Raw genomic sequence first — 22596 nt, 5'->3', positions numbered from 1 at the left:
ATCAGTGCAAAGGTTGCTGCTGCCAGGTCATAAACTCCTGGGGCGGCATCGCTTTCGCGAAGTGCCATCCCTGACAGAACTCAACGCCGCGCTTCAACAGCCAGCTCACCTGCTCAGCCGTCTCAACCCCTTCCGCAATGGTTTTAAGCCGCAGGCTTTGCGCCATCTCGATAATATGCTCGGCGATCAGGTGGCTGGTACTGTTGGTGGTTAAGGTGTCGATAAACGATTTATCGATTTTCAGAATATCCACGTTCAACGAGTAGAGGTTGTGCAGGTTGGAATAACCGGTCCCGAAATCATCGATCGCCACTTCATAGCCCGCCTGACGGAAGGCCTGAATCACCGGCGTGGTTTTTGGCACATCGATAAAGCCGCGCTCCGTCACTTCAATTTTAATTTGCTGGGCGCGTACGGCGTAGTGCCGGGCCTTGTCAGAAATCATGGCGATCAGCCGCGAGGAGTGAAAGTCCGTGGCCGACAGGTTGATCGAAATATAGAGATGCGGATGCGCCGCCAGGAAATGGCCCAGATCGCTGAATACCTCCTCAACGACATAATCCGTAATCCGCTCGCTCATTCCCTCTTTTTCCGCAAGCGGAATAAACTCAGCCGGGCTCATTACCTGCCCATTGAAACCAGGCCAGCGCAACAGCGCCTCTGCCCCCACACACTGGTTGTTCTTGATATCAATAATCGGCTGATAGTGCACACAAAGCTGGCGCTTGTTCAGCGCCCGGTGCAGTAAGCGCCCCGGCGAATTAAGCTCACGATGGGTGCGGGACCACACCAGCAAAATAATAATGCTGCAGATCATTCCCAGCGGTAGCGTCAACGTCGCCTGGTGATAGAGCGTTTCATAAAAACGTTTATCTGACGTCGACACGATGGCGGCAATAGGCCGATTTGTCGATTTCACGACCGTATAGAAACGGTTATCTTTTTGAAATACCGATTCCTTATCCCGAATCATCGAATTTAATAAAGTCGCATTGGCTTTCTGGCTGACGGAAAAGAAGGCATTAGTTACCGTGTCGTATACCCCCCATGCGAGGGAATGATCGGTAGACATCACTTCACTGTAAGAAAGCGGATTGACCACCACGACATAATTTCCGCGCTGCATGTATGTCATTTTATAGCCAGTATAAAATGGCGTATCGCGAAAATAATAGATAGCAACGTCAGGTTTACGCGTGTAATTAGCGACCGGAATGACGTAGGGTTGATCCGGTGTAAAAACGGTCGAACAAAGAAAATTCTGACCTTCTGCATAAATTAAATCGGCGACAAACAGGCGGCCACGAACAACGTTCAACATATATTGACGATGTTCCGGCGTACAACGTTCACCCTGATATTTTTCTGCCTCGCCCCTGGCCAGTTCAACTTGTTGAATTACCAGTTCTGTTTTGTCTAAAGCCAGTTCAGCAAATGTCCGTAGCTGAGCGCTCGTTTCCGACTCGGCTCGTAGCTGGGCAAACCATAGAGCAAGCATCACCGGCAGCATAACTACCATGATGATCCCTACCACTCTGAGCATTTTGCGCCGCGCGCTACGATTCATTTCCCGCCCTATATCCCTGCATGTTGTACGCCTGTAGTAATGAAGGCCGGATGCTTTGTTAAACAGGTGATTACGTTGCATGAATCATGCGAAGTTAGCAACTGACTTTTAGTATTAAAAATCTTAAATTTCGTTATGACGATAATATTTTCCCGTAAGCTAAACTGTAAGTATTCGTTCCGTTTTAATTAAGGAAAATAATTATCCATCGCGTACGGGAGGTTTGAAGAGAACACAACAGAGGATCGCTGATTAAGCAAAACTTCTGGCGGCATGAAAAAAGTACAACACCAACGTGACGTTTTATCCTATTTCTGCGGGTATATTTTGTTCGTTGTTTTATAAATAATCAGACATCACCACAATATTATCAGAAAATAATGCGCCCCCTAAAAACGGCACGGCTGGCCGTCTCTCTGCCTCCAGATGCTCTTCCCCACTTACCCGACGGGATTACCTCAGCGCGTTGTGGATCCGCCTCCCCCTGTGCGAAGGCGGTCCCGAACCGCATGCTCTTTTTTTCGGGTAATAAAATCCCCTTTTTTGGCTACGCAGACACTGGCGAATAAATCAACAAATGTGATATAGTTCACACATATTGTGTAACGAGAAACACTGTTTCATTCAGTTCGTCTGTTTTGTAGAGGATGGGTTTTATGGCAACCATTACTACCAGCATGGTTCTCCTGCGCTGGCCCTTGTTGAGCGCGGTTTTGATGTTTTTAGCCAGCACGCTGAACATTCAGTTTCGTAAATCCGACTACGCGGGTCTTGCCGTCATAAGTACCCTTTTAGGGCTTGGCGCGGCCTGCTGGTTCGCAACGGGCCTGCTGGGCATTACCCTGCTGGATATGGCCGCGGTCTGGGAAAATATAAAAGTGGTGATGGTTGAGGCGATGAACCACACCCCACCAGACTGGCCGATGGTGATTACCTGATCCCTTCAGCAATAAAAAAACCCAGACGATGTCTGGGTTTTTTGTTTTAGCATCCGTTGATCAGAACGGGATATCGTCGTCGAAGTCCATTGGCGGTTCGTTAGACGGAGCAGGAGCAGACTGCTGCTGCGGACGAGACTGCGCGCCGCCGCTGAACTGGTTGCCGCCCTGCGGCTGCTGAGGCTGACCCCAACCGCCCTGCTGCTGGTTCTGACCGCCACCTGCCGGTGCGCCACCGCCCTGACGGCCACCCAGCATTTGCATGGTACCGCCCACGTTCACCACCACTTCCGTGGTGTATTTTTCCTGACCGGATTGGTCGGTCCATTTGCGGGTACGCAGCTGGCCTTCGATATAGACCTGAGAACCTTTACGCAGATACTCACCGGCTACTTCTGCCAGTTTGCCAAACAGCACAACGCGGTGCCATTCGGTCTGCTCTTTCATTTCACCGGTCGCTTTATCACGCCAGGATTCGGAAGTAGCCAGCGTAATGTTGGCAACTGCGCCACCACTCGGCATGTAGCGTACTTCCGGGTCCTGGCCCAGATTACCGACGAGAATCACCTTGTTTACGCCTCTGCTGGCCATGTTCGTGTCTCCTGAATACGTTTCTTAATAGTGTAAACGCGCGAGTGTACCATTTCCACGCGGCAATTTGCATAGTTGCGTGGTCGGTTCAGAAATCTCCCGCGAACTCGACATTGTTACACAGTGAATCAGAAAATGCATTCCAATACTGTATATTCAAACAGGTCATTTTGTGTCATAATTAGCCGTTTCTGACAGCCGTTTGTCCTTCAAACAAACCAGGCAATCCGTGTTCCAACCGGGAAAGGTGAATGGATAAGATCGAAGTTCGGGGCGCCCGCACCCATAATCTCAAGAATATCAACCTCATAATCCCTCGCGACAAACTCATCGTCGTGACCGGGCTTTCGGGGTCTGGCAAATCCTCACTGGCTTTCGACACTTTGTATGCCGAAGGACAGCGTCGTTACGTCGAATCACTTTCTGCGTACGCGCGTCAGTTCCTGTCGCTGATGGAAAAACCGGATGTCGATCATATTGAAGGGTTATCGCCTGCTATCTCTATTGAGCAGAAGTCTACCTCGCATAACCCGCGTTCAACGGTCGGTACCATTACCGAAATTCACGACTACCTGCGTCTGCTGTATGCCCGCGTGGGTGAGCCGCGCTGCCCGGACCACGATGTCCCGCTGGCGGCACAGACCGTGAGCCAGATGGTGGATAACGTGCTGTCGCAGCCGGAAGGCAAACGCCTGATGCTGCTGGCACCGATCATCAAAGAGCGTAAAGGCGAGCACACCAAAACGCTGGAGAACCTGGCAAGCCAGGGCTATATCCGCGCCCGTATCGACGGCGAAGTGTGTGACCTGTCCGATCCGCCAAAGCTTGAGCTGCAAAAGAAACACACCATCGAAGTGGTGATTGACCGCTTTAAGGTGCGTGACGATCTCGCCACGCGTCTGGCTGAATCCTTTGAAACCGCGCTGGAACTCTCTGGCGGCACGGCCGTGGTCTCCGACATGGACGACCCGAAAGCGGAAGAGCTGCTCTTCTCCGCCAACTTCGCCTGCCCGATTTGCGGCTACAGCATGCGCGAGCTGGAACCGCGCCTGTTCTCGTTCAACAACCCGGCGGGCGCGTGCCCGACCTGTGACGGTCTGGGCGTGCAGCAGTATTTCGATCCGGATCGCGTGATCCAGAACCCCGAGCTGTCGCTCGCGGGCGGCGCGATTCGCGGCTGGGATAAGCGTAACTTCTACTACTTCCAGATGCTGAAATCGCTGGCGGAGCACTACAAATTCGACGTTGAAGCGCCGTGGGCGAGCCTGAGCCCGAACGTGCACAAAGTGATCCTGTTCGGTTCCGGCAAAGAGAACATCGAGTTCAAATACATGAACGATCGCGGCGATACCTCCGTGCGTCGCCACCCGTTCGAAGGGGTGCTGCACAATATGGAGCGCCGCTACAAAGAGACCGAATCCAGCGCGGTGCGCGAGGAGCTGGCGAAGTTCATCAGCAACCGCTCCTGCGCCACCTGCGAGGGCACGCGTCTGCGTCGCGAAGCGCGCCACGTGTTTGTGGAAAACACGGCGCTGCCGACCATCTCAGACATGAGCATCGGCCACGCAATGGACTTCTTCAACAACCTGAAGCTTTCCGGCCAGCGTGCGAAAATCGCCGAAAAAGTGCTGAAAGAGATCGGCGATCGCCTCAAGTTCCTCGTGAACGTTGGCCTGAACTACCTGACGCTTTCCCGCTCGGCGGAAACGCTCTCCGGCGGTGAAGCCCAGCGTATCCGTCTGGCGAGCCAGATTGGCGCGGGCTTAGTCGGCGTGATGTACGTGCTGGATGAACCGTCCATCGGCCTGCACCAGCGCGACAACGAGCGTCTGCTCGGCACGCTGATCCACCTGCGCAATCTCGGCAACACGGTAATCGTGGTGGAGCACGACGAAGACGCAATTCGCGCCGCAGACCACGTGATCGACATCGGCCCGGGCGCGGGCGTGCACGGCGGCCAGGTGGTGGCGGAAGGTACGCTGAAGGACATTATGGCGGTGCCCGAGTCGCTGACCGGCCAGTACATGAGCGGCAAGCGCAAAATTGAAGTGCCAAAACAGCGCGTCGCGGCGAACCCGGAAAAAGTGCTGAAGCTCACAGGGGCACGCGGCAACAACCTGAAGGACGTCACCCTGACGCTGCCGGTTGGCCTGTTTACCTGCATTACCGGCGTGTCCGGTTCCGGTAAATCGACGCTGATCAACGATACGCTGTTCCCAATTGCGCAGACGGCGCTGAACGGCGCGACGCTGGCCGAGCCTGCACCGTACCGCGATATTCAGGGGCTGGAGCATTTCGACAAGGTTATCGACATCGACCAGAGCCCGATTGGCCGTACGCCGCGTTCCAACCCGGCGACCTATACCGGCGTCTTCACGCCCGTACGTGAACTCTTCGCCGGCGTACCGGAAGCGCGTTCGCGCGGGTATACGCCAGGACGTTTCAGCTTTAACGTGCGCGGCGGCCGCTGTGAAGCGTGTCAGGGCGACGGCGTGATCAAGGTTGAGATGCACTTCCTGCCGGATATCTACGTGCCGTGCGACCAGTGCAAAGGCAAGCGCTATAACCGCGAAACGCTGGAGATTAAGTACAAAGGCAAGACCATCCACGAAGTGCTGGACATGACCATCGAAGAGGCGCGCGAGTTCTTTGACGCCGTCCCTGCGCTGGCGCGTAAGCTGCAGACGCTGATGGACGTAGGCCTGACCTACATTCGCCTGGGGCAGTCAGCAACAACCCTGTCCGGCGGTGAGGCGCAGCGCGTGAAGCTGGCGCGCGAGCTGTCCAAGCGTGGTACCGGCCAGACGCTCTACATTCTGGATGAGCCGACCACCGGCCTGCACTTTGCGGATATCCAGCAGTTGCTTGAGGTGCTGCATCAGCTGCGCGATCAGGGCAACACGATTGTGGTCATCGAACATAATCTGGACGTGATTAAAACCGCGGACTGGATTGTCGATCTCGGCCCGGAAGGCGGCAGCGGCGGGGGTGAAATCCTCGTCTCCGGTACGCCAGAGACCGTTGCAGAGTGCGAAGCCTCGCACACCGCGCGCTTCCTTAAACCGTTGCTGTAATTGTTACACGGAGAGCTGCTGTCGGGTCGCTTCCGGCAGCAGCTCAACCGCCTGCTTGTAGGACGCATCCACCAGATAGTAAATTTGCGAGCCGGGCAGCGAGCCGTCCAGATAAACGGTACTCCAGTGCGCCTTATTGAGGTGCTGGCTCGGCCTCACATCATCATGCTGCTGACGTAATAGATCCGCCAGTTCCGGACTGGTTTTCAGCGACGCCGCCGGGCGCCCTTCAACCTCTTTCACCATCGCAAACAGCACGTCTCCCACTTTGATCTGCGTGGCTTTCCAGTCGCTGTGAACGCTTTGTTCCGCGCCAGGCTTGCTCATGCAGTACTGAAGTATCTCCGAAAATGTCATCTTTATTCCCCTTGTAGCGTTGCGATAATTTTACGCGAACCACCGTGAATGCGATGTTCTCCCAGCCAGATCCCTTGCCACGTTCCCAGCATTAGCCGCCCGTTATGAACCGGCAGCATCAGCGATACGCCCAGCAGAGAAGATTTGATATGCGAAGGCATGTCATCTGCGCCTTCATAATCGTGCTCGTAGGGGGCGTTGTCCGGAACCGTCTTCAGGAAATGGTGTTCCATATCAGACCGGACGGTAGGGTCGCAATTTTCATTAAGCGTGAGGGAGGCTGACGTGTGCTGAAGCAGCAGATGCAGTAAACCCGTTTTGACGCGCGACAGGTCGCGGAGTTGCCCGATGACTTCGTCCGTCACAAGGTGAAACCCGCGGGGTTTAGCGCTTAAGGTCAGGGTCTGTTGATACCACATGAGCTGCTCCGTTCTGAAAGATGAATCTTTCTAAGTGTGCAGCAAGAAGGCGAAAGGTAAAACCCGCAGCGGCGGATTTGTTCAAAAAAGAATCAAACCCGCCGATCAAGAACTAATACTCGGAGTTAACAATCACCTCCTCGCCAAACTTGCCTGCCATCGGCAGCGGTCGATAGGTCGAGTTAGAGGCACGCAGCACCCGGATCGCTCTGGCCCCCACATCCTGCGCCGCGGTAATGTCGTTATCCGAATCACCGTAGAACACTTTGATGTTTTTCTGCTCCAGCCACTGGGTTTTGGTGTTTTGTCCCTCTTTATCACCGGCAAAAATGACCGGATTCATGCTGGCCGCCGGGATCTGAAAATCGTCCTGCAGGGTTTTGGAGACGGTCTCCGTTTTGGTCTGGCTACGGCCGGTGACAAAGTAAATGCTGTCGCCGCGCTTAACGTGCATGGCGATCAGCGCGCGGGCCACCTCTTTCGGAATGCTGAACTCATCCCAGCCGTTATTCATTTTTTCCCAGAACTCCGGGTTCTTCAGATACGCTTCGCTGTCCGGAGAATACGTTTTCTTGCCACGCCAGAAGCCAGGGCTTGAGAACAGCACGGTATCGTCAATGTCGAAGCCCACGGCCATTGGCGGGCGGCCCACCAGGCTGTTTTCGATTTGGGCCACGGAAACCCAGTGAATGGGTGCCTGCTCGGCAAGGATAGCGGCGGTGGTGCCGGTGTAAAGCGGCGTCGGTGCGGAAGCGCGCGCGACGACGGCGCTATTAAGCGAGAACAATAAGCAGGCGGCGCTGAGCGCCAGTGTGATCTTGCGCATATTTTCCCCTGAATATTCAGTTTGTTATCTTTATATTTTGAGTGGATGGTCAAAAATCTATCCGACCATAACCCCGGCGGGAGGGGAAGGAAAGGAGTTTTTACTTATAAAGATGAATAAAAAGAAGACGATCACAAAGTGCCGGGGGACGTGTTTATGCGGTCTGATGCCCTCACCCCAGCCCTCTCCCACGGGGAGAGGGCTGGGTTAGTGAGCATTTACATTACAGCAGCAAACGCCTGCGCCACGCGCTGGACGTTGCCGGCATTCAGGCCCGCCACGCACATACGGCCGCTGGCGATCAGGTAGACGCCGAACTCGTCACGCAGGCGATCGACCTGTGCCGCGCTCAGTCCGGTATAGCTGAACATCCCGCGCTGCTTGAGCAGATAGTCGAAGTTATGCCCCGGCACCGCCTCTTTCAGCACGTTAACAAGTTCCTGACGCATCGACAGAATGCGCTTGCGCATCGCTTCCACTTCCGCAAGCCAGGTGGCTTTCAGCTGTTCGTCGCCCAGAACGGTCGCCACCACCTGCGCACCAAAGTTCGGCGGGCTGGAGTAAATACGGCGGACCGTCGCTTTCAGTTGGCCGAGAACGCGCCCCGCGGCTTCGGCGTCTTCACACACCACGGACAGACCGCCAACGCGCTCGCCGTAGAGAGAGAAGATTTTTGAGAAGGAGTTGCTGACCAGCGCTGGCAGCCCGGCGCTGGCAACGGCGCGGATGGCGTAAGCATCTTCTTCCATGCCCGCGCCAAAGCCCTGATAGGCGATGTCGAGGAACGGGATCAGGTTACGTGCCTTCAGCACCTCGATCACCGCATCCCACTGGGCATTGGTGAGGTCCGCCCCGGTCGGGTTATGGCAGCATGGGTGCAGCAGCACGATGCTGCGCGCCGGCAGGGTGTTAAGCTTTTCCAGCAGCGCTTCGACGCGCACGCCATTGGTTTCGCTGTCGAACCACGGATAGGTCTCGACCTTAAAGCCCGCACCTTCAAAGATGGCCACGTGGTTTTCCCACGTCGGGTCGCTGACCCACACGCCGGAATCCGGGAAATATTTTTTCAGGAAATCTGCGCCTACCTTCAGCGCACCCGAGCCGCCCAGCGTCTGGATAGTCGCCACGCGCTTTTGCGCGAGCACCGCGTGGTCCGCACCAAACAGCAGCGGCGCAATCGTATTACGGTAGGTGTTTAACCCTTCCATCGGCAAATAAAGCGAAGCACCGTGCGGGGTTGCGTTAAGACGCGCTTCGGCTTCGGCAACGGCTTTCAGTTGAGGAATGATGCCGTCCTCGTTGTAATAAAGACCAATGCTGAGGTTCACTTTATCGCTGCGAGGATCTTCTTTGAAACGCTCCATCAAGGAGAGTATAGGGTCGCCGGCGTAGGCGTCTACTTTCTGAAACACGCGATGTTCTCCGGATTATTATGAGGCAGGGTTTTCAACAATAAACCGGAAGCGGAATAAGATCGAGGGGATGTTAACACAAGCGGGATGCATCGCATCCCGTTAAAGCTCAGTCGATGTATTTCATCGCCACCCGCGACGTCAGACGCGTAATAAGTTCGTAAGCACTCACTTTTGTAATTTCAGCAATGCGTTCAACGGGCAGACCTTCACCCCACATCACCGCATCGTCGCCCGCTTTATCCTGCGCGCCGGGCCCAAGATCCACGCAAATCATATCCATCGCCACGCGGCCGACAATTTTCACTTCACGACCATTGACCAGCACCGGCGTGCCCGTTGGTGCCGCGCGCGGATAGCCGTCGCCGTAGCCCATCGCCACCACGCCAAGCCGCGTGTCGCGCTCGCTGGTCCAGGTACCGCCGTAACCCACCGGCTCGCCCGCTTTGTGCTCTCGCACGGCAATCAGCTTTGATACCAGCGACATCACCGGCTTAAAGCCTAAGTCCGGCCCCCAGGGTTTATTCTCAAGCGGGGAAACGCCATACAGGATAATCCCCGGACGCGCCCAGTCGAAGTGGGATTGCGGCCACAGCAGAATGCCGCCGGATGCCGCAATGGAGCGCATTCCCGGCTTGCCTTCGCAGAAGGTGTTGAAGATATCAAGCTGCTGCTCGGTTGCGCCACATTCGGGCTCATCGGCACGGGCGAAGTGGCTGACGATATTGACCGGCTGACGCACATTTTTGCACTGGCACAAACGCTGATAAAACGCCTCCGCGTTTTCCGGACGCACGCCCAGCCTGTGCATGCCCGTATCGAGCTTCATCCAGACGGTGACCGGCTCGCTCAGTTCAGCCGTTTCCAGCGCGGCCAGTTGTTCTTCGTTGTGTACCGCCGTGTGCAGCTGCTGGTCTGCAATGGTCGGCAGATCCGAGGCTTCAAAAAAGCCTTCAAGGAGCAGAATCGGTTGCGTAATGCCGCCTGCGCGCAGGCGGAGAGCTTCTTCGAGACGGGCGACGCCAAAGGCGTCGGCATCGGGGAGCGTTCGCGCGGTCTCAAGAAGACCGTGTCCGTAAGCGTTCGCTTTCACGACTGCAACGAGCCTGCTGGCGGGCGCCAGTTCACGCAGACGTTGCAGGTTGTGTCGCAGAGCGCGGCGGTTAATAACAACAGTTGCCGCTTGCATTTGAATTCCTTAGAAATTACTCATCATCATATTGAGGACCGGCATAGTTGTCGAAACGCGACCACTGTCCGTTAAAGGTCAGACGTACCGTACCGATGGGGCCGTTACGTTGCTTACCAATAATAATTTCGGCGATCCCTTTCAGGTCGCTGTTCTCGTGATAGACCTCATCACGGTAGATGAACATGATTAAGTCGGCATCCTGCTCAATGGAGCCGGATTCACGCAGGTCGGAGTTGACCGGGCGTTTGTCTGCACGCTGTTCCAGGGAGCGGTTAAGCTGCGACAGCGCCACTACCGGCACGTGCAGCTCTTTAGCTAACGCCTTGAGCGAGCGGGAAATCTCTGCAATTTCCAGCGTACGGTTGTCGGAGAGCGACGGGACGCGCATCAACTGAAGGTAGTCGATCATGATAAGGCCGATGCCGCCGTGTTCACGGGCGATGCGGCGCGCGCGGGAGCGCACTTCCGTCGGCGTCAGGCCGGAGGAGTCATCGATATAGATGTTCCGTTTTTCCAGCAAAATGCCCATGGTGCCGGAGATGCGCGCCCAGTCCTCGTCGTCGAGTTGGCCGGTACGGATGCGGGTCTGATCCACGCGCGACAGGGATGCCAGAGAACGCATCATGATCTGCTCCGAGGGCATCTCGAGACTGAAAATAAGCACCGGCTTATCCTGCAACATCGCCGCGTTTTCGACGAGGTTCATCGCAAATGTCGTTTTACCCATCGACGGACGCGCCGCGACGATAATTAAATCCGACGGCTGTAAACCGGCAGTTTTTTTGTTCAGATCGTCATAGCCTGTGTTCACCCCGGTCACACCGTCGTGCGGCTGCTGGAAAAGCTGCTCTATACGCGCAACGGTGGCGTCGAGCACGTCGGCGATGTTTTTCGGGCCTTCATCTTTGTTGGCACGGCTTTCGGCGATTTTAAAGACGCGGGACTCAGCAAGGTCGAGCAGGTCTTCGCTGGTGCGGCCCTGCGGGTCGAATCCGGCTTCGGCGATTTCGTTCGCTACCGAGATCATCTCGCGGACGACGGCACGTTCGCGCACGATGTCGGCGTAAGCGCTGATGTTCGCCGCACTTGGCGTGTTTTTTGACAGCTCTGCCAGGTAGGCAAAGCCGCCGACGCTGTCCAGCTGCCCCTGACGCTCCAGCGATTCCGCGAGCGTGATCAGGTCAATCGGGCTGCCGGACTCCTGCAGGCGCGCCATTTCGGTAAAGATATGGCGGTGCGGACGGGTGTAGAAATCTTCAGACACTACGCGCTCGGCGACGTCGTCCCAGCGTTCATTATCCAGCATTAAACCGCCCAACACCGACTGTTCCGCTTCAATCGAGTGCGGCGGGACTTTTAACCCTGCGACCTGGAAATCACGCTCGCGAGGTTCAGTCTGTTTGTTGAAGGGTTTGTTTCCTGCCATAGTGAATGGAGTTACCGAGATAAAGAGTGGGTCGAAAGATTACCATATTTTTCTTACGGAGGGAGCATGGCAACGCGCATTGAGTTCCAGAAACACGGCGGTCCTGAAGTGCTGAAAGCGGTGGAGTTTACCCCCGCTGCGCCTGGCGAGAACGAAATCCAGGTGGAAAACAGAGCTATTGGCATTAACTACATTGATACCTATATTCGCGGCGGTCTCTACCCGCCTCCGTCAATGCCGAGCGGCCTGGGCACTGAAGCGGCCGGCATCGTCAGCAAAGTGGGCAGTGCGGTTAAGCACATTAAAGAAGGCGATCGTGTGGTGTATGCACAGTCTGCCCTGGGCGCTTACAGCTCCATCCACAACGTCCCGGCGGATAAAGCCGCCCTGCTGCCGAACGCCATCACCTTTGAGCAGGCGGCCGCCTCATTCCTGAAAGGGCTGACGGTCTATTACCTGCTGCGCAAAACCTACGAAATTAAGCCCGATGAGCAGTTCCTGTTCCATGCTGCCGCCGGTGGCGTGGGGCTGATTGCCTGCCAGTGGGCAAAAGCCCTGGGCGCAAAGCTGATCGGCACCGTGGGCAATGCCCAAAAAGCCCAGCGTGCGCTGGACGCGGGCGCGTGGCAGGTGATCAACTACCGGGAAGAGAGCATCGTCGAGCGGCTAAAAGAGATTACCGGCGGCAAAAAAGTACGCGTCGTGTATGACTCGGTGGGGAAAGACACCTGGGAAGCGTCGCTGGACTGCCTGCAGCGTCGCGGACTGATGGTGAGCTTTGGTAACGCCTCAGGCGCTGTCACCGGCGTCAATCTCGGCATTCTGAATCAGAAAGGGTCGCTGTACGTGACGCGCCCTTCTTTGCAGGGTTACATCACCAACCGGGAAGAACTGGAGGAAGCCAGCAACGAGCTGTTCTCGCTAATAGCCAGCGGCGTGATTAAGGTGGATGTGGCGGATGCGCAGAAATACCCGCTAACCGATGCGCAGCGCGCGCATGAGGTGCTGGAAAGCCGGGCGACGCAGGGTTCAAGTTTGCTAATTCCCTGACCCCCAAAAAGAAATTGGGCTTCCCGTGGGAAGCCCTTTCTTTTTTTAGTTCGGCTGTATGTAGGGTACAGCTCGATGAATTCTGTAGCGGCAGCCATAGTGACAGATTCGATAAGTAAATCCTATTCTGTTCTAAGCCATGCTGCCGGAAAAGTTACAAGTATGTGACGAACCCCTCAATACCTTAGTAACGGAAGCGGTTATTGCGCTGATAAGTCGGCAGTTTTGGCGCTTTAATCGCCCGTATTACCCACACCACGGCGATAGCCAGCAGCAGCCACGGCAGCAATTTGATCGTCAGGGCAAATAATCCGCCGATAAACATAACCACCGTAGCCACAACGAGCGCGGCCAGAATGCCGAGCAGCGACACGCCCGTGACCATCAGCATGACAAAAAAGCCAATCACAAAAAGTAGTTCAAGCATGGTGCTCTCCCACGAGTTCCCGAATGATGCTGCAATCATTACAAGAATCATGCCAAAACTAACCTATTGTTCTTAAAGCAAAACGCCCCGCGAGGATCCGCAGGGCGTGGTGAATTTGACGATCTTTTAGCGAAATTATCGCTTATCCGCCACCAGCCGCAGCGCATGTTCCAGCACCTCAATATCGGCACCGGCTTTATGCGCGTTCTCACTGAGGTAGCGACGCCACTGGCGCGCGCCCGGAATACCCTGGAACAGGCCAAGCATATGGCGGGTGATGTGGCCAAGATAGGTGCCATTGCTCAACTCGCGCTCAATGTAAGGGTACATGGCACGCACGACGGTAACCGGATCGGTGTCTGCGCCTGCAACGCCAAAGATTTCGCGGTCGACCGTCGCCAGAATGCCCGGATTTTGATACGCCTCGCGCCCAACCATCACGCCATCCATATGCTCAAGGTGCGCTTTCGCCTCTTCCAGCGACGTAATACCGCCGTTGATTGACATCGTCAGGTGCGGGAAATCACGTTTCAGCTGGTACACGCGCGGGTAGTCCAGCGGCGGGATCTCACGGTTCTCTTTCGGGCTAAGGCCTGAAAGCCAGGCTTTGCGGGCGTGGATGATAAACATCTCACACTCTCCTTTCCCTGACACCGTATTGATGAAATCACACAGGAATTCGTAGCTGTCCTGGTCGTCGATGCCGATACGGGTTTTGACCGTCACCGGAATGGAGACCACATCGCGCATCGCTTTGATGCAGTCCGCCACCAGCTGTGCGTTGCCCATCAGACAGGCGCCGAACATGCCGTTTTGCACGCGGTCGGAAGGGCAGCCAACGTTCAGGTTGATCTCGTCGTAGCCGCGTTCTTCCGCCAGCTTTGCACACTGGGCCAGCGCGACCGGATCGCTGCCCCCCAGCTGCAGCGCAACCGGATGCTCTTCTTCACTGTATGCCAGGTAGTCGCCCTTACCGTGAATAATTGCGCCCGTGGTCACCATTTCGGTGTACAGCAGCGTATGGCGGGAGAGCTGGCGCAGGAAATAGCGGCAGTGTCTGTCCGTCCAGTCGAGCATCGGCGCAATAGAGAAACGGTGTGCAGGAAAAGCGGTCTGGTGTTCTGACAACATGGCGAAGTTTTAAGCATCTGGTGGAAAAGGGGCGCTACTATAGCACAAAGAAAAGCCGGAGGCGCAGCGCCTCCGGTGTACTTTAGAACGTCATGCTCAGCTGAGCCCCTGCGCCCCAGGTTTCGTCCTCGCCATACAGGCCCATCAGGTCAACATGAACGGTATTGAACGGCGCGAAACCGACACCGCCGGTAAAGACGTTGCTGTCGTTCCCTTTCATATCCGCACGATAACCGGCACGCACCGCCAGCCAGCTCAGCGGAGTCACTTCAGCACCGACCCCAACATACTGCGACGTATCTTCGCTCTTAAAGCCTTTGGTTTCGGTCAGATCGCCATCGGCGGTCAGGGTCACCAGATCGTTGTGCCAGGCAGCGCCCGCGGTCACCAGCGGACGGATCTGGTAGGTGTCTTTATAGCTCACCACTTCCCCCGTACGCCCGTTGCGGATGCGGATATCTTTGGTGTCGATATCGCGCGACATCAGGTTTTGCCCGCTCACGCCGACCGTCCAGTTTTCGCCAAAATCAGCGGCAATACCGGCATCGACGTTAAAGCCGGTATCGTCTGTACGGTAGCGGCTATCGTTCCACTTATTACTGTCGTAATCGTAGATCGAGGTGGTGTAGTTATAGATCCAGCTTTTTTGCAGTTTTGGCGTCACGCCCACGGAAACCGGAACGCCGCCAAGGTCAAACTGGCGGGCAACGGCAATACCGTAGTCGGAAATAATCGCCGCCCGACCGGACGCCGTTGAGTTGAGGTTTTTAGTGATCTGGTCCGTGCCATTCAGCGCAGCGTCCAGGGCAACGCCGGCAGCCACCAGATTGCTTCTTTGAATACCGCGCAGATAATCAATATCCTGCTGGTCGATAGACGAACTTACCCGGCCATGGGCGTACCCTTTCGCCATAAAGGCCACGGAAAGCACATCGTTAGGGATACTCACGGAAAGGCCTGCTCCTGCCGTCGCGCGAGCGGTTTTGCCCTTGAGATAGTCCAGCTCATCGGCCAGATCTTTGGCCGCGCCCTGGAACTGGTTGATGGAGCCTAACGGATTAGTAATAACCTCGATTGGCGTAAGGTTATCAACCACATCCTTATAGTGATTGATTTTGTCGTTGATGGTATCAATCTCATCCTGAAGATTGTCCTCATCCGTTACCTGCACCCCAACGGATGGCAAAATAACCGTCACGTCATCGTCCGGTTTTGCCTTTGCCAGCAGCGCGGGGTTAATTAACGCCCCGCTACCATAATTGCCCGAAGCAACGCCGGTGCCCCCCATCGCGTCGCTACGTGATTCTGTCCAGGTATTGGCTGCTCCCGCCTGATTTGCCATAAACAAGGAGACAGCGATGCTAACCACCGAAAATTTAAAATGTTTTTTCACAGTATGCCCGTCTTATAGTCTGTTATGAAATAACCCCTGTCTGTTATCCCCCAAACAGGCGCGAACTATTGCTGTGAATAAAGATAAAAAGACCCGCTAATTCATTCCCTAAGTAAAACTTCCTTACGGCCTGTTGTAATTTGTGACGGCCCTCAATATTTATAGAAGAGGAAATTATTTTTTCCCAGGTTTTCCATCGTGCGGCCCAAAAAACTGTGGCGGATGGTCTACCCAGCGATCTTCCCGCGTGGCGGCATAAACCGGGTTAAGCGGATAGTAGATGCGGTTGTGCTTCTTGTTGGCCTCCCCCACCACCAGTAGCCGAACCTCTTCCTCTGTGTTGTTGATAAAGGTGTGGCACACCCCCGTTCCGGCGGGAAAGCCCACGCTGTCTCCGGGTTCGAGTTTCCACAAATAGCCATTAATCCAGGCTTCAGGATAGCCCTCAAGCACGTAGATAAACTCTTCTTCGTCACTTTCCGCATGGGGATAGGACGTCCGACGCCCCGGCGGTAAACGTTCATGATGAATGCCTATACGCCTGAGGCCCAGGCTGCGCGCCAGCGGCGATCCGATGGAAAAAAGCTCGTTACTGTCGGGGTAGGTGGCGTCATCTGGCCCTTCTACGTCGCGCCAGTGCTTGATACAGTCTGGTTTTTTCATTGTTACATTCCCGGTTTGCGATGCGTCAGGTATAGCACAGCCTGGCGGATATCGGTGTTTTTGCCAGAACATGATAAAGTGAGGGTTTTATCTCCCAGAACATCCGAGGTGCTAAATGGATAAGTCCACAAAAGAGCTGTTAGCGCAGGCCGAAAAGCTGTGCGCGCAACGCAATGTGCGCCTGACCCCGCAGCGCCTTGAAGTCTTGCGCCTGATGAGCCTGCAACAGGGGGCGATCAGCGCCTACGATCTACTCGACCTGCTCCGCGAAAGCGAGCCGCAGGCTAAACCGCCCACGGTATATCGCGCGCTGGATTTCCTGCTGGAACAAGGGTTTGTGCATAAAGTCGAATCCACAAACAGCTATGTCCTGTGCCATCTTTTCGATCAGCCAACGCATACATCGGCCATGTTTATCTGCGATCGTTGCGGCGTGGTGAAAGAAGAGGGAGCGGAAGGCGTTGAGGACATTATGCACACGCTGGCGGCAAAAATGGGTTTTGCCCTGCGTCATAACGTGATTGAAGCGCACGGGCTGTGTTCTGCATGCGTTGAGGTGGAAGCCTGTCGACATCAGGATGCGTGTCAGCACGACCACTCAATTCTGATAAAGAAAAAGCCGCGTTAGCAGCAAAATAAAGGCGGCTCTTAAGCCGCCTCTGTGGGTTATTCAGCGTTACCAGCGGTAATCGTTACGCGTTTCCCAGTCTTTGACTTCGTTTTCCGCCTGGTCTTTCGCGTAGCCGTAACGTTCCTGAATTTTACCGACAAGCTGATCGCGCTTGCCTTCAATGACGGTCATATCGTCATCAGTCAGCTTACCCCACTGTTCTTTCGCTTTACCTTTGAACTGCTTCCAGTTGCCGCCGATTTCGTCTTTATTCATCATCGTGTCCTCTTAGTTAAGCGTCGGGTCGTAACGTCCGTTACGTTCTTTTCTGCTGGACGTGATAATAATTGTAGCTAAGGATTCGGCAGTTAATTTCATATTCGGAATCTTTAACCGTCACGATATATCGTGACGGGAAGGAAGCCAGGTATTATTTTGCCAGTGGCGATGCCAGATAAAGGCAAGGGAGAGGCCGCGCAGGGAGAGAAAGACCGCAAGCGCCAGCCACAAACCGTGATTACCCAGCCACGGAAGCGTCAGCAGCGTCAAACCAAACCCCGCCGCCGCAACCGCCATACTGTTGCGCATTTCCGCTCCGCGCGTCGCACCGATAAACATACCGTCCAGCAGATAACACCACACTCCCACCACCGGCAAGATCACCTGCCAGACGATGTAGTGGTCCGCCAGTTCGCGTAAAGCCGGGATCGAAGTGAGTAATGCAATAATGTCACGGCCAAAACAGGCATAAATCAGTGCAAACGCCAGCGCGACCAGTCCCGCTTGTCGACAGGCTGCCCGCCAGACATCCCTAAGCTGGCCACTTTCCCGCGCGCCGTACGCCTGCCCGGAATGCGCCTCAACGGCGTAGGCGAAGCCGTCCAGCGCGTAGGCGGTAAACGTCAGCAATGTCATCAGGACCGCATTCACCGCGACGATCTCAGGCCCAAGACGGGCACCAAAAACCGTCAATGCGCCAAAACAGAGTTGTAGCAGAAGCGAGCGCAGCATGATGTCACGGTTGAGCGCCAGCAGTTTACGGATATTGCCGCGCCATGCGGTTTTCAGCATTACGAGAGATATCCCGCGCAGGGCCAGCACGCGCCAGACCATCCACAGCCCAATGAGTAAGGTTCCGTATTCGGCAATCGCTGTCGCCAGTGCCGCACCGCGCACGTCCATATGCAGGCCCATCACCAGCCAGAGATCGAGCACAATGTTGAGAAGGTTTCCCACGACCAGCAAAATCACTGGCGCACGGGCGTATTGCACACCCAGTAACCAACCCAGCAGAACCAGGTTTGCCAGCGAAGCGGGCGCGCTGAGCCAGCGGATTTCCAGGAAGCGACGCGCCTGCTCCAGTACCGCCTCGCTGCCACCAACAACATGGAGCGCAAGGTCTATCAGGGGCGTGCGCAGTAAAACAATGAGTACCCCCGCGCCAAGCGCCAGGATCAGCGGCTGCACCAGCGCACGCGCCAGACGTAACGGATCTTTCGCACCATACGCCTGTGCCGTGAGCCCGGTGGTGCTCATACGCAAAAAGAGCAGCAGCATAAACAGAAAGCTGGTTGCCGTCGCGCCAATCGCCACGCCGCCAAGATAAACAGGGGAATCGAGATGACCAATAACGGCCGTATCGACCAGACCCAGCAAGGGCACGGTGATATTGGAGAAAATCATCGGCAGGGCAAGACGCCACAATGCCTTATCAGATGCCGTCAGCAGTGACATGAGAGATACCGGGAAGGGTAAATGAAGCAGGCTACAGCGGAAGCGTAGCCTGTCAGGAAGAGATTACAGCCATTCGCCGTTACGAATCACGCCAACAGCCAGACCTTCAATAGAGAAGCTCTGTTCGCGGAGGTCGACCACAATCGGGGTGAACTCGTTGTTTTCGGGCAACAGCTGAACAGTGTTACCCTGTTTTTTCAGGCGCTTAACGGTCACTTCGTCATCAATGCGCGCAACCACCACCTGGCCGTTTCGCACATCCTGCGTTTTGTGAACGGCCAGAAGATCGCCATCAAGAATGCCGATGTCTTTCATCGACATCCCGCTAACGCGCAGCAGAAAATCAGCGCTCGGCTTGAACATACCAGGATCGACCTGGTAGTGACCTTCAATATGCTGTTGTGCCAGCAGCGGTTCACCTGCGGCAACGCGGCCTATCAGCGGAATGCCCGTCTCTTCTTCTACCAGCAGGCGGATACCACGCGACGCGCCTGACACAATCTCAATCACACCCTTACGCGCCAGCGCTTTCAGGTGTTCCTCGGCAGCATTCGGAGAACGGAAACCCAGACGCTGCGCGATTTCCGCACGCGTGGGTGGCATACCCGTCTGGCCGATATGATCCCGAATGAGATCAAACACCTCTTGCTGCCTGGTCGTTAATGCTTTCATTCCGCCCCCTGGGTGTATATACAGTTATGCTGTGAGTATATACAGTCAAAGGCGATTTTGGAACCAAAAACTGCACAAAAAACCAGGGACTTAATTATTCCTCGAGCATCATCGGAAATGTGACCAAAGCAGCGTGACCCAGGTAATGGCTGCGGTGATAATCGCCAGCAGGACAGCGGCGGAGCCCATATCTTTCGCGCGGCCAGAGAGCTCGTGAAAATCAGAGCCGATCCGGTCGACCACGGCCTCAATAGCGCTATTGAGAATTTCCACTATCATCACCAGAAGTACGGAACCGATGAGAAGCACGCGGGTAATGGCATCTACATCAAGGAAACAGGCGATGATAACCGCGACGATAGCGGCGACACCTTCCTGGCGAAAAGCAGCTTCATTGACCCACGCGGCACGGAAACCTTTCCATGAATAGCCGGCGGCTTTGATGATACGCGTCAACCCAGTGGTATTATTGGCCATTAAAAGAACCTTTTTTAAAAAAGAGCGTCAGTAACAGGAGCTGCAGCGCGTTTCGCTGCCGCCTGAAGTATGACGGGTAACAACAGAAATTTTGCGCGCTTTCTGTTATCCTTGCGCCGCAATTGCATTATTAACCAGAGGCTTTACATCGTTTATGTCCGGCTGGCCACGAATTTACTACAAATTACTTAATTTACCATTAAGCATACTGGTAAAAAGCAAGTCTATCCCAGCAGAACCCGCGCTGGAACTGGGGCTCGATACGTCGCGCCCTATTATGTACGTTTTGCCTTATAACTCTAAGGCAGACCTGCTAACGCTCCGTGCCCAGTGTCTGGCGCATGATTTACCCGATCCGCTTGAACCACTGGAAGTTGACGGCACTTTGCTGCCGCGCTACGTGTTCATTCACGGCGGGCCGCGCGTGTTTACCTATTACACACCGAAAGAAGAGTCCATCAAGCTGTTCCACGACTATCTCGACCTGCACCGCAGCAATCCTGACCTGGATGTGCAGATGGTGCCGGTATCGGTGATGTTTGGTCGCCGTCCGGGCCGCGAAAAAGGCGAAGAGAACCCGCCGCTGCGCATGCTTAACGGCATCCAGAAGTTCTTCGCGGTCTCCTGGCTGGGACGCGACAGCTTTGTGCGCTTCTCCCCTTCCGTCTCCCTTCGCCGAATGGCGGACGAGCACGGCACTGACAAGATCATCGCGCAAAAACTGGCGCGCGTGGCGCGTATGCACTTCGCCCGTCAGCGCCTGGCGGCCGTAGGGCCACGTCTTCCGGCGCGTCAGGACCTGTTCAACAAACTGCTGGCCTCCAAAGCGATCGCCCGCGCCGTTGAAGACGAAGCGCGCAGCAAGAAAATTTCCCATGAGAAAGCCCAGCAGAACGCCATTGCGCTGATGGAAGAGATCGCAGCGAACTTCTCCTACGAGATGATTCGCCTGTCCGATCGTATTCTCGGCTTTACCTGGAACCGTCTGTATCAGGGCATCAACGTGCATAACGCTGAGCGTGTACGTCAGCTGGCGCACGATGGCCATGAGATTGTCTATGTCCCCTGCCACCGCAGCCACATGGACTACCTGCTTCTCTCCTACGTGCTCTATCACCAGGGACTGGTACCGCCGCACATTGCCGCCGGTATTAACCTGAACTTCTGGCCAGCAGGCCCGATTTTCCGCCGCCTGGGCGCGTTCTTTATTCGTCGTACCTTCAAGGGCAACAAGCTCTACTCCACCGTGTTCCGCGAGTATCTCGGCGAGCTGTTCAGCCGCGGCTACTCCGTAGAGTACTTCGTCGAGGGCGGGCGCTCCCGTACCGGTCGTCTGCTCGATCCGAAGACCGGCACGCTGTCGATGACCATTCAGGCGATGCTGCGCGGCGGTACGCGTCCAATCACGCTCGTGCCAATTTACATTGGCTATGAGCACGTGATGGAAGTGGGCACGTACGCCAAAGAGCTGCGCGGCGCGACCAAAGAGAAAGAGAGCCTGCCGCAGATGCTGCGCGGCCTGAGCAAGTTACGCAACCTGGGTCAGGGCTACGTAAACTTTGGCGAGCCGATGCCGCTGATGACGTATCTGAACCATCATGTTCCGGATTGGCGCGAGTCTATCGATCCTATCGAAGCGGTGCGTCCGGCCTGGCTGACGCCAACGGTGAACGGTATCGCGTCCGAACTGATGGTGCGCATTAACAACGCCGGTGCGGCCAATGCGATGAACCTGTGCTGTACGGCGCTGCTGGCTTCACGTCAGCGTTCCCTGACCCGTGAACAGCTCACGGAGCAGCTGGACTGCTATCTGGACATGATGCGCAACGTGCCATACTCGGTTGATTCGACAGCCCCTTCTGCTACCGCCAGCGAGCTTATCGATCACGCGCTGCAGATGAACAAGTTCGAAGTCGAGAAAGATACGATCGGCGATATCATCATTCTGCCGCGCGAGCAGGCCGTACTGATGACGTACTACCGCAACAACATCGCTCATATGCTGATGCTGCCGTCGCTCATGGCGGCCATTATCACCCAGCATCGCCGTATTTCACGTCAGGAGCTGTTGCGCCACGTTGAGACGCTCTACCCAATGCTTAAAGCGGAGCTATTCCTGCGCTGGAGCAAGGAAGAACTGGCCGTTGAGCTGGATAAACTGACGGAAGAGCTGCGCCGTCAGGGGCTGATCACCGTTGCGAACGACGAGTTGCACATCAATCCGTCACGCTCCCGTACCCTGCAACTGCTGGCGGCCGGTGCGCGCGAAACGCTGCAGCGCTACGCCATTACGTTCTGGCTGCTGAGCGCGAACCCGTCGATCAACCGCGGCACGCTGGAGAAAGAGAGCCGGACGCTGGCGCAGCGCCTGTCCGTTCTGCACGGCATTAACGCCCCGGAATTCTTCGACAAAGCGGTCTTCAGCTCGCTGGTGCTGACGCTGCGTGACGAAGGCTTCATCAGCGATACGGGCGATGCCGAGCCAGAAGAGACGCTGAAGGTTTACCAGATGCTGGCTGAACTGATTACGTCGGATGTGCGCTTGACGATTGAGAGCGCGACGCAGGGCGAGTAACACAATGCCGGGTTATGGCCCGGCCTGATGCCCTGGATAATAAAAAAGGCCCGGTAAGCGAT

The 22596-nt window shown here is 55.6% G+C and carries 21 protein-coding genes and 1 pseudogene; 5 read left to right on the top strand and 17 right to left on the bottom strand.

Annotated features, from left to right (window positions below; translation table 11 throughout):
- Position 1: 1 nt before the first annotated feature.
- Entirely contained in the window at positions 2 to 1567 is a 1566-nt protein-coding gene (locus IM284_RS13245; protein WP_028015177.1) for an EAL domain-containing protein, read from the bottom strand.
- 656 nt (positions 1568 to 2223) lie between these two features.
- Between IM284_RS13245 and IM284_RS13240 the strand changes: the two genes are divergently transcribed.
- Positions 2224 to 2505 (top strand): YjcB family protein, encoded by a 282-nt coding sequence (locus IM284_RS13240; RefSeq protein WP_028015176.1) that lies wholly within the window; start codon positions 2224 to 2226, stop codon positions 2503 to 2505.
- Between the two features lie 60 nt (positions 2506 to 2565).
- On the opposite strand, the gene ssb1 is transcribed toward IM284_RS13240, so the two are convergent.
- Positions 2566 to 3096 carry a single-stranded DNA-binding protein SSB1 gene (gene ssb1 / locus IM284_RS13235; RefSeq protein ID WP_006810470.1) on the bottom strand — a complete coding sequence of 177 codons (531 nt, stop codon included), beginning with the start codon at positions 3094 to 3096 and terminating at the stop codon, positions 2566 to 2568.
- A gap of 251 nt (positions 3097 to 3347) precedes the next feature.
- On the opposite strand from ssb1, the gene uvrA reads away from it, so the two are divergent.
- Positions 3348 to 6170: an excinuclease ABC subunit UvrA gene (gene uvrA, locus IM284_RS13230; RefSeq protein ID WP_041911534.1), complete on the top strand. Its 2823-nt coding sequence runs from the start codon at positions 3348 to 3350 to the stop codon at positions 6168 to 6170.
- A gap of 3 nt (positions 6171 to 6173) precedes the next feature.
- Here uvrA and IM284_RS13225 read toward each other — a convergent pair whose 3' ends face one another.
- The 6 genes from IM284_RS13225 to dnaB all read right to left on the bottom strand — a co-directional run bounded on the left by IM284_RS13225 (position 6174) and on the right by dnaB (position 11802).
- Positions 6174 to 6527 carry an MmcQ/YjbR family DNA-binding protein gene (locus IM284_RS13225; RefSeq protein WP_047366860.1) on the bottom strand — a complete coding sequence of 118 codons (354 nt, stop codon included), beginning with the start codon at positions 6525 to 6527 and terminating at the stop codon, positions 6174 to 6176.
- 2 nt (positions 6528 to 6529) lie between these two features.
- On the bottom strand, positions 6530 to 6946 hold the full coding sequence (locus IM284_RS13220; RefSeq protein WP_041911536.1) for a secondary thiamine-phosphate synthase enzyme YjbQ: 417 nt from the start codon (positions 6944 to 6946) through the stop codon (positions 6530 to 6532).
- Between the two features lie 112 nt (positions 6947 to 7058).
- Positions 7059 to 7772 carry an acid phosphatase AphA gene (gene aphA / locus IM284_RS13215; protein WP_047366859.1) on the bottom strand — a complete coding sequence of 238 codons (714 nt, stop codon included), beginning with the start codon at positions 7770 to 7772 and terminating at the stop codon, positions 7059 to 7061.
- Positions 7773 to 7990: 218 nt separating this feature from the next.
- Positions 7991 to 9184 carry an aromatic amino acid transaminase gene (gene tyrB, locus IM284_RS13210; protein WP_045260940.1) on the bottom strand — a complete coding sequence of 398 codons (1194 nt, stop codon included), beginning with the start codon at positions 9182 to 9184 and terminating at the stop codon, positions 7991 to 7993.
- A 109-nt stretch (positions 9185 to 9293) separates the two neighbouring features.
- A complete protein-coding gene (alr, locus tag IM284_RS13205; RefSeq protein ID WP_028015170.1) occupies positions 9294 to 10373 on the bottom strand; it encodes an alanine racemase in 1080 nt (359 codons plus the stop codon).
- A gap of 16 nt (positions 10374 to 10389) precedes the next feature.
- Complete coding sequence (dnaB, locus tag IM284_RS13200; protein ID WP_008503375.1) at positions 10390 to 11802, bottom strand: replicative DNA helicase; 1413 nt, start codon at positions 11800 to 11802, stop codon at positions 10390 to 10392.
- A 66-nt stretch (positions 11803 to 11868) separates the two neighbouring features.
- On the opposite strand from dnaB, the gene IM284_RS13195 reads away from it, so the two are divergent.
- Complete coding sequence (locus IM284_RS13195; protein WP_193055824.1) at positions 11869 to 12852, top strand: quinone oxidoreductase; 984 nt, start codon at positions 11869 to 11871, stop codon at positions 12850 to 12852.
- 184 nt (positions 12853 to 13036) lie between these two features.
- Here IM284_RS13195 and pspG read toward each other — a convergent pair whose 3' ends face one another.
- The 4 genes from pspG to IM284_RS13175 all read right to left on the bottom strand — a co-directional run bounded on the left by pspG (position 13037) and on the right by IM284_RS13175 (position 16466).
- Entirely contained in the window at positions 13037 to 13279 is a 243-nt protein-coding gene (gene pspG / locus IM284_RS13190) for an envelope stress response protein PspG (RefSeq protein WP_028015168.1), read from the bottom strand.
- Positions 13280 to 13414: 135 nt separating this feature from the next.
- On the bottom strand, positions 13415 to 14410 hold the full coding sequence (gene dusA, locus IM284_RS13185) for a tRNA dihydrouridine(20/20a) synthase DusA (protein ID WP_047366857.1): 996 nt from the start codon (positions 14408 to 14410) through the stop codon (positions 13415 to 13417).
- Positions 14411 to 14492: 82 nt separating this feature from the next.
- Positions 14493 to 15752 (bottom strand): conjugal transfer protein TraF, encoded by a 1260-nt coding sequence (gene traF, locus IM284_RS13180; protein WP_226838756.1) that lies wholly within the window; start codon positions 15750 to 15752, stop codon positions 14493 to 14495.
- 225 nt (positions 15753 to 15977) lie between these two features.
- Positions 15978 to 16466, bottom strand: coding sequence for a cupin domain-containing protein (locus IM284_RS13175; RefSeq protein ID WP_045260944.1), 489 nt, complete (start codon positions 16464 to 16466; stop codon positions 15978 to 15980).
- A gap of 115 nt (positions 16467 to 16581) precedes the next feature.
- Between IM284_RS13175 and zur the strand changes: the two genes are divergently transcribed.
- Entirely contained in the window at positions 16582 to 17094 is a 513-nt protein-coding gene (zur, locus tag IM284_RS13170) for a zinc uptake transcriptional repressor Zur (protein ID WP_028015164.1), read from the top strand.
- 48 nt (positions 17095 to 17142) lie between these two features.
- On the opposite strand, the gene IM284_RS13165 is transcribed toward zur, so the two are convergent.
- The 5 genes and pseudogenes from IM284_RS13165 to IM284_RS13150 all read right to left on the bottom strand — a co-directional run bounded on the left by IM284_RS13165 (position 17143) and on the right by IM284_RS13150 (position 19959).
- Positions 17143 to 17352, bottom strand: coding sequence for a CsbD family protein (locus IM284_RS13165; protein ID WP_014882139.1), 210 nt, complete (start codon positions 17350 to 17352; stop codon positions 17143 to 17145).
- Between the two features lie 49 nt (positions 17353 to 17401).
- Positions 17402 to 17476 (bottom strand): annotated as a pseudogene (locus IM284_RS23765) (hypothetical protein); the annotation flags it as partial.
- Positions 17473 to 18810 carry an MATE family efflux transporter DinF gene (gene dinF / locus IM284_RS13160; RefSeq protein ID WP_045631375.1) on the bottom strand — a complete coding sequence of 446 codons (1338 nt, stop codon included), beginning with the start codon at positions 18808 to 18810 and terminating at the stop codon, positions 17473 to 17475. The pseudogene IM284_RS23765 and the gene dinF, both read right to left, overlap by 4 nt.
- Before the next feature lie 63 nt (positions 18811 to 18873).
- The gene (gene lexA, locus IM284_RS13155; RefSeq protein WP_028015162.1) at positions 18874 to 19482 is read right to left on the bottom strand and encodes a transcriptional repressor LexA; all 609 of its coding nucleotides are present in this window, start codon (positions 19480 to 19482) and stop codon (positions 18874 to 18876) included.
- A 108-nt stretch (positions 19483 to 19590) separates the two neighbouring features.
- A complete protein-coding gene (locus IM284_RS13150) occupies positions 19591 to 19959 on the bottom strand; it encodes a diacylglycerol kinase (RefSeq protein WP_014830281.1) in 369 nt (122 codons plus the stop codon).
- A 154-nt stretch (positions 19960 to 20113) separates the two neighbouring features.
- On the opposite strand from IM284_RS13150, the gene plsB reads away from it, so the two are divergent.
- The gene (gene plsB, locus IM284_RS13145; protein WP_028015161.1) at positions 20114 to 22534 is read left to right on the top strand and encodes a glycerol-3-phosphate 1-O-acyltransferase PlsB; all 2421 of its coding nucleotides are present in this window, start codon (positions 20114 to 20116) and stop codon (positions 22532 to 22534) included.
- Positions 22535 to 22596 lie beyond the last annotated feature (62 nt).

Origin of the sequence: Enterobacter cloacae complex sp. P12RS, assembly GCF_014895875.1 — a bacterium.
Lineage (GTDB): Bacteria > Pseudomonadota > Gammaproteobacteria > Enterobacterales > Enterobacteriaceae > Enterobacter > Enterobacter bugandensis.
Note: the sequence above shows the minus strand (reverse complement) of the source record. Positions and strands in the feature narration are given on the sequence as shown.

What these genes read in the sequence shown, in the direction of transcription:
- uvrA (WP_041911534.1), top strand. Translation starts at nt 3,348, where the DNA reads ATGGATAAGATCGAAGTTCGGGGCGCCCGCACCCATAATCTCAAGAAT.
- aphA (WP_047366859.1), bottom strand. Translation starts at nt 7,772, where the DNA reads ATGCGCAAGATCACACTGGCGCTCAGCGCCGCCTGCTTATTGTTCTCG.
- IM284_RS13150 (WP_014830281.1), bottom strand. Translation starts at nt 19,959, where the DNA reads ATGGCCAATAATACCACTGGGTTGACGCGTATCATCAAAGCCGCCGGC.
- IM284_RS13220 (WP_041911536.1), bottom strand. Translation starts at nt 6,946, where the DNA reads ATGTGGTATCAACAGACCCTGACCTTAAGCGCTAAACCCCGCGGGTTT.
- alr (WP_028015170.1), bottom strand. Translation starts at nt 10,373, where the DNA reads ATGCAAGCGGCAACTGTTGTTATTAACCGCCGCGCTCTGCGACACAAC.
- dinF (WP_045631375.1), bottom strand. Translation starts at nt 18,810, where the DNA reads ATGTCACTGCTGACGGCATCTGATAAGGCATTGTGGCGTCTTGCCCTG.
- IM284_RS13245 (WP_028015177.1), bottom strand. Translation starts at nt 1,567, where the DNA reads ATGAATCGTAGCGCGCGGCGCAAAATGCTCAGAGTGGTAGGGATCATC.
- dusA (WP_047366857.1), bottom strand. Translation starts at nt 14,410, where the DNA reads ATGTTGTCAGAACACCAGACCGCTTTTCCTGCACACCGTTTCTCTATT.
- IM284_RS13195 (WP_193055824.1), top strand. Translation starts at nt 11,869, where the DNA reads ATGGCAACGCGCATTGAGTTCCAGAAACACGGCGGTCCTGAAGTGCTG.
- lexA (WP_028015162.1), bottom strand. Translation starts at nt 19,482, where the DNA reads ATGAAAGCATTAACGACCAGGCAGCAAGAGGTGTTTGATCTCATTCGG.
- plsB (WP_028015161.1), top strand. Translation starts at nt 20,114, where the DNA reads ATGTCCGGCTGGCCACGAATTTACTACAAATTACTTAATTTACCATTA.
- pspG (WP_028015168.1), bottom strand. Translation starts at nt 13,279, where the DNA reads ATGCTTGAACTACTTTTTGTGATTGGCTTTTTTGTCATGCTGATGGTC.
- IM284_RS13225 (WP_047366860.1), bottom strand. Translation starts at nt 6,527, where the DNA reads ATGACATTTTCGGAGATACTTCAGTACTGCATGAGCAAGCCTGGCGCG.
- ssb1 (WP_006810470.1), bottom strand. Translation starts at nt 3,096, where the DNA reads ATGGCCAGCAGAGGCGTAAACAAGGTGATTCTCGTCGGTAATCTGGGC.
- IM284_RS13175 (WP_045260944.1), bottom strand. Translation starts at nt 16,466, where the DNA reads ATGAAAAAACCAGACTGTATCAAGCACTGGCGCGACGTAGAAGGGCCA.
- IM284_RS13240 (WP_028015176.1), top strand. Translation starts at nt 2,224, where the DNA reads ATGGCAACCATTACTACCAGCATGGTTCTCCTGCGCTGGCCCTTGTTG.
- IM284_RS13165 (WP_014882139.1), bottom strand. Translation starts at nt 17,352, where the DNA reads ATGAATAAAGACGAAATCGGCGGCAACTGGAAGCAGTTCAAAGGTAAA.
- traF (WP_226838756.1), bottom strand. Translation starts at nt 15,752, where the DNA reads ATGGCAAATCAGGCGGGAGCAGCCAATACCTGGACAGAATCACGTAGC.
- zur (WP_028015164.1), top strand. Translation starts at nt 16,582, where the DNA reads ATGGATAAGTCCACAAAAGAGCTGTTAGCGCAGGCCGAAAAGCTGTGC.
- dnaB (WP_008503375.1), bottom strand. Translation starts at nt 11,802, where the DNA reads ATGGCAGGAAACAAACCCTTCAACAAACAGACTGAACCTCGCGAGCGT.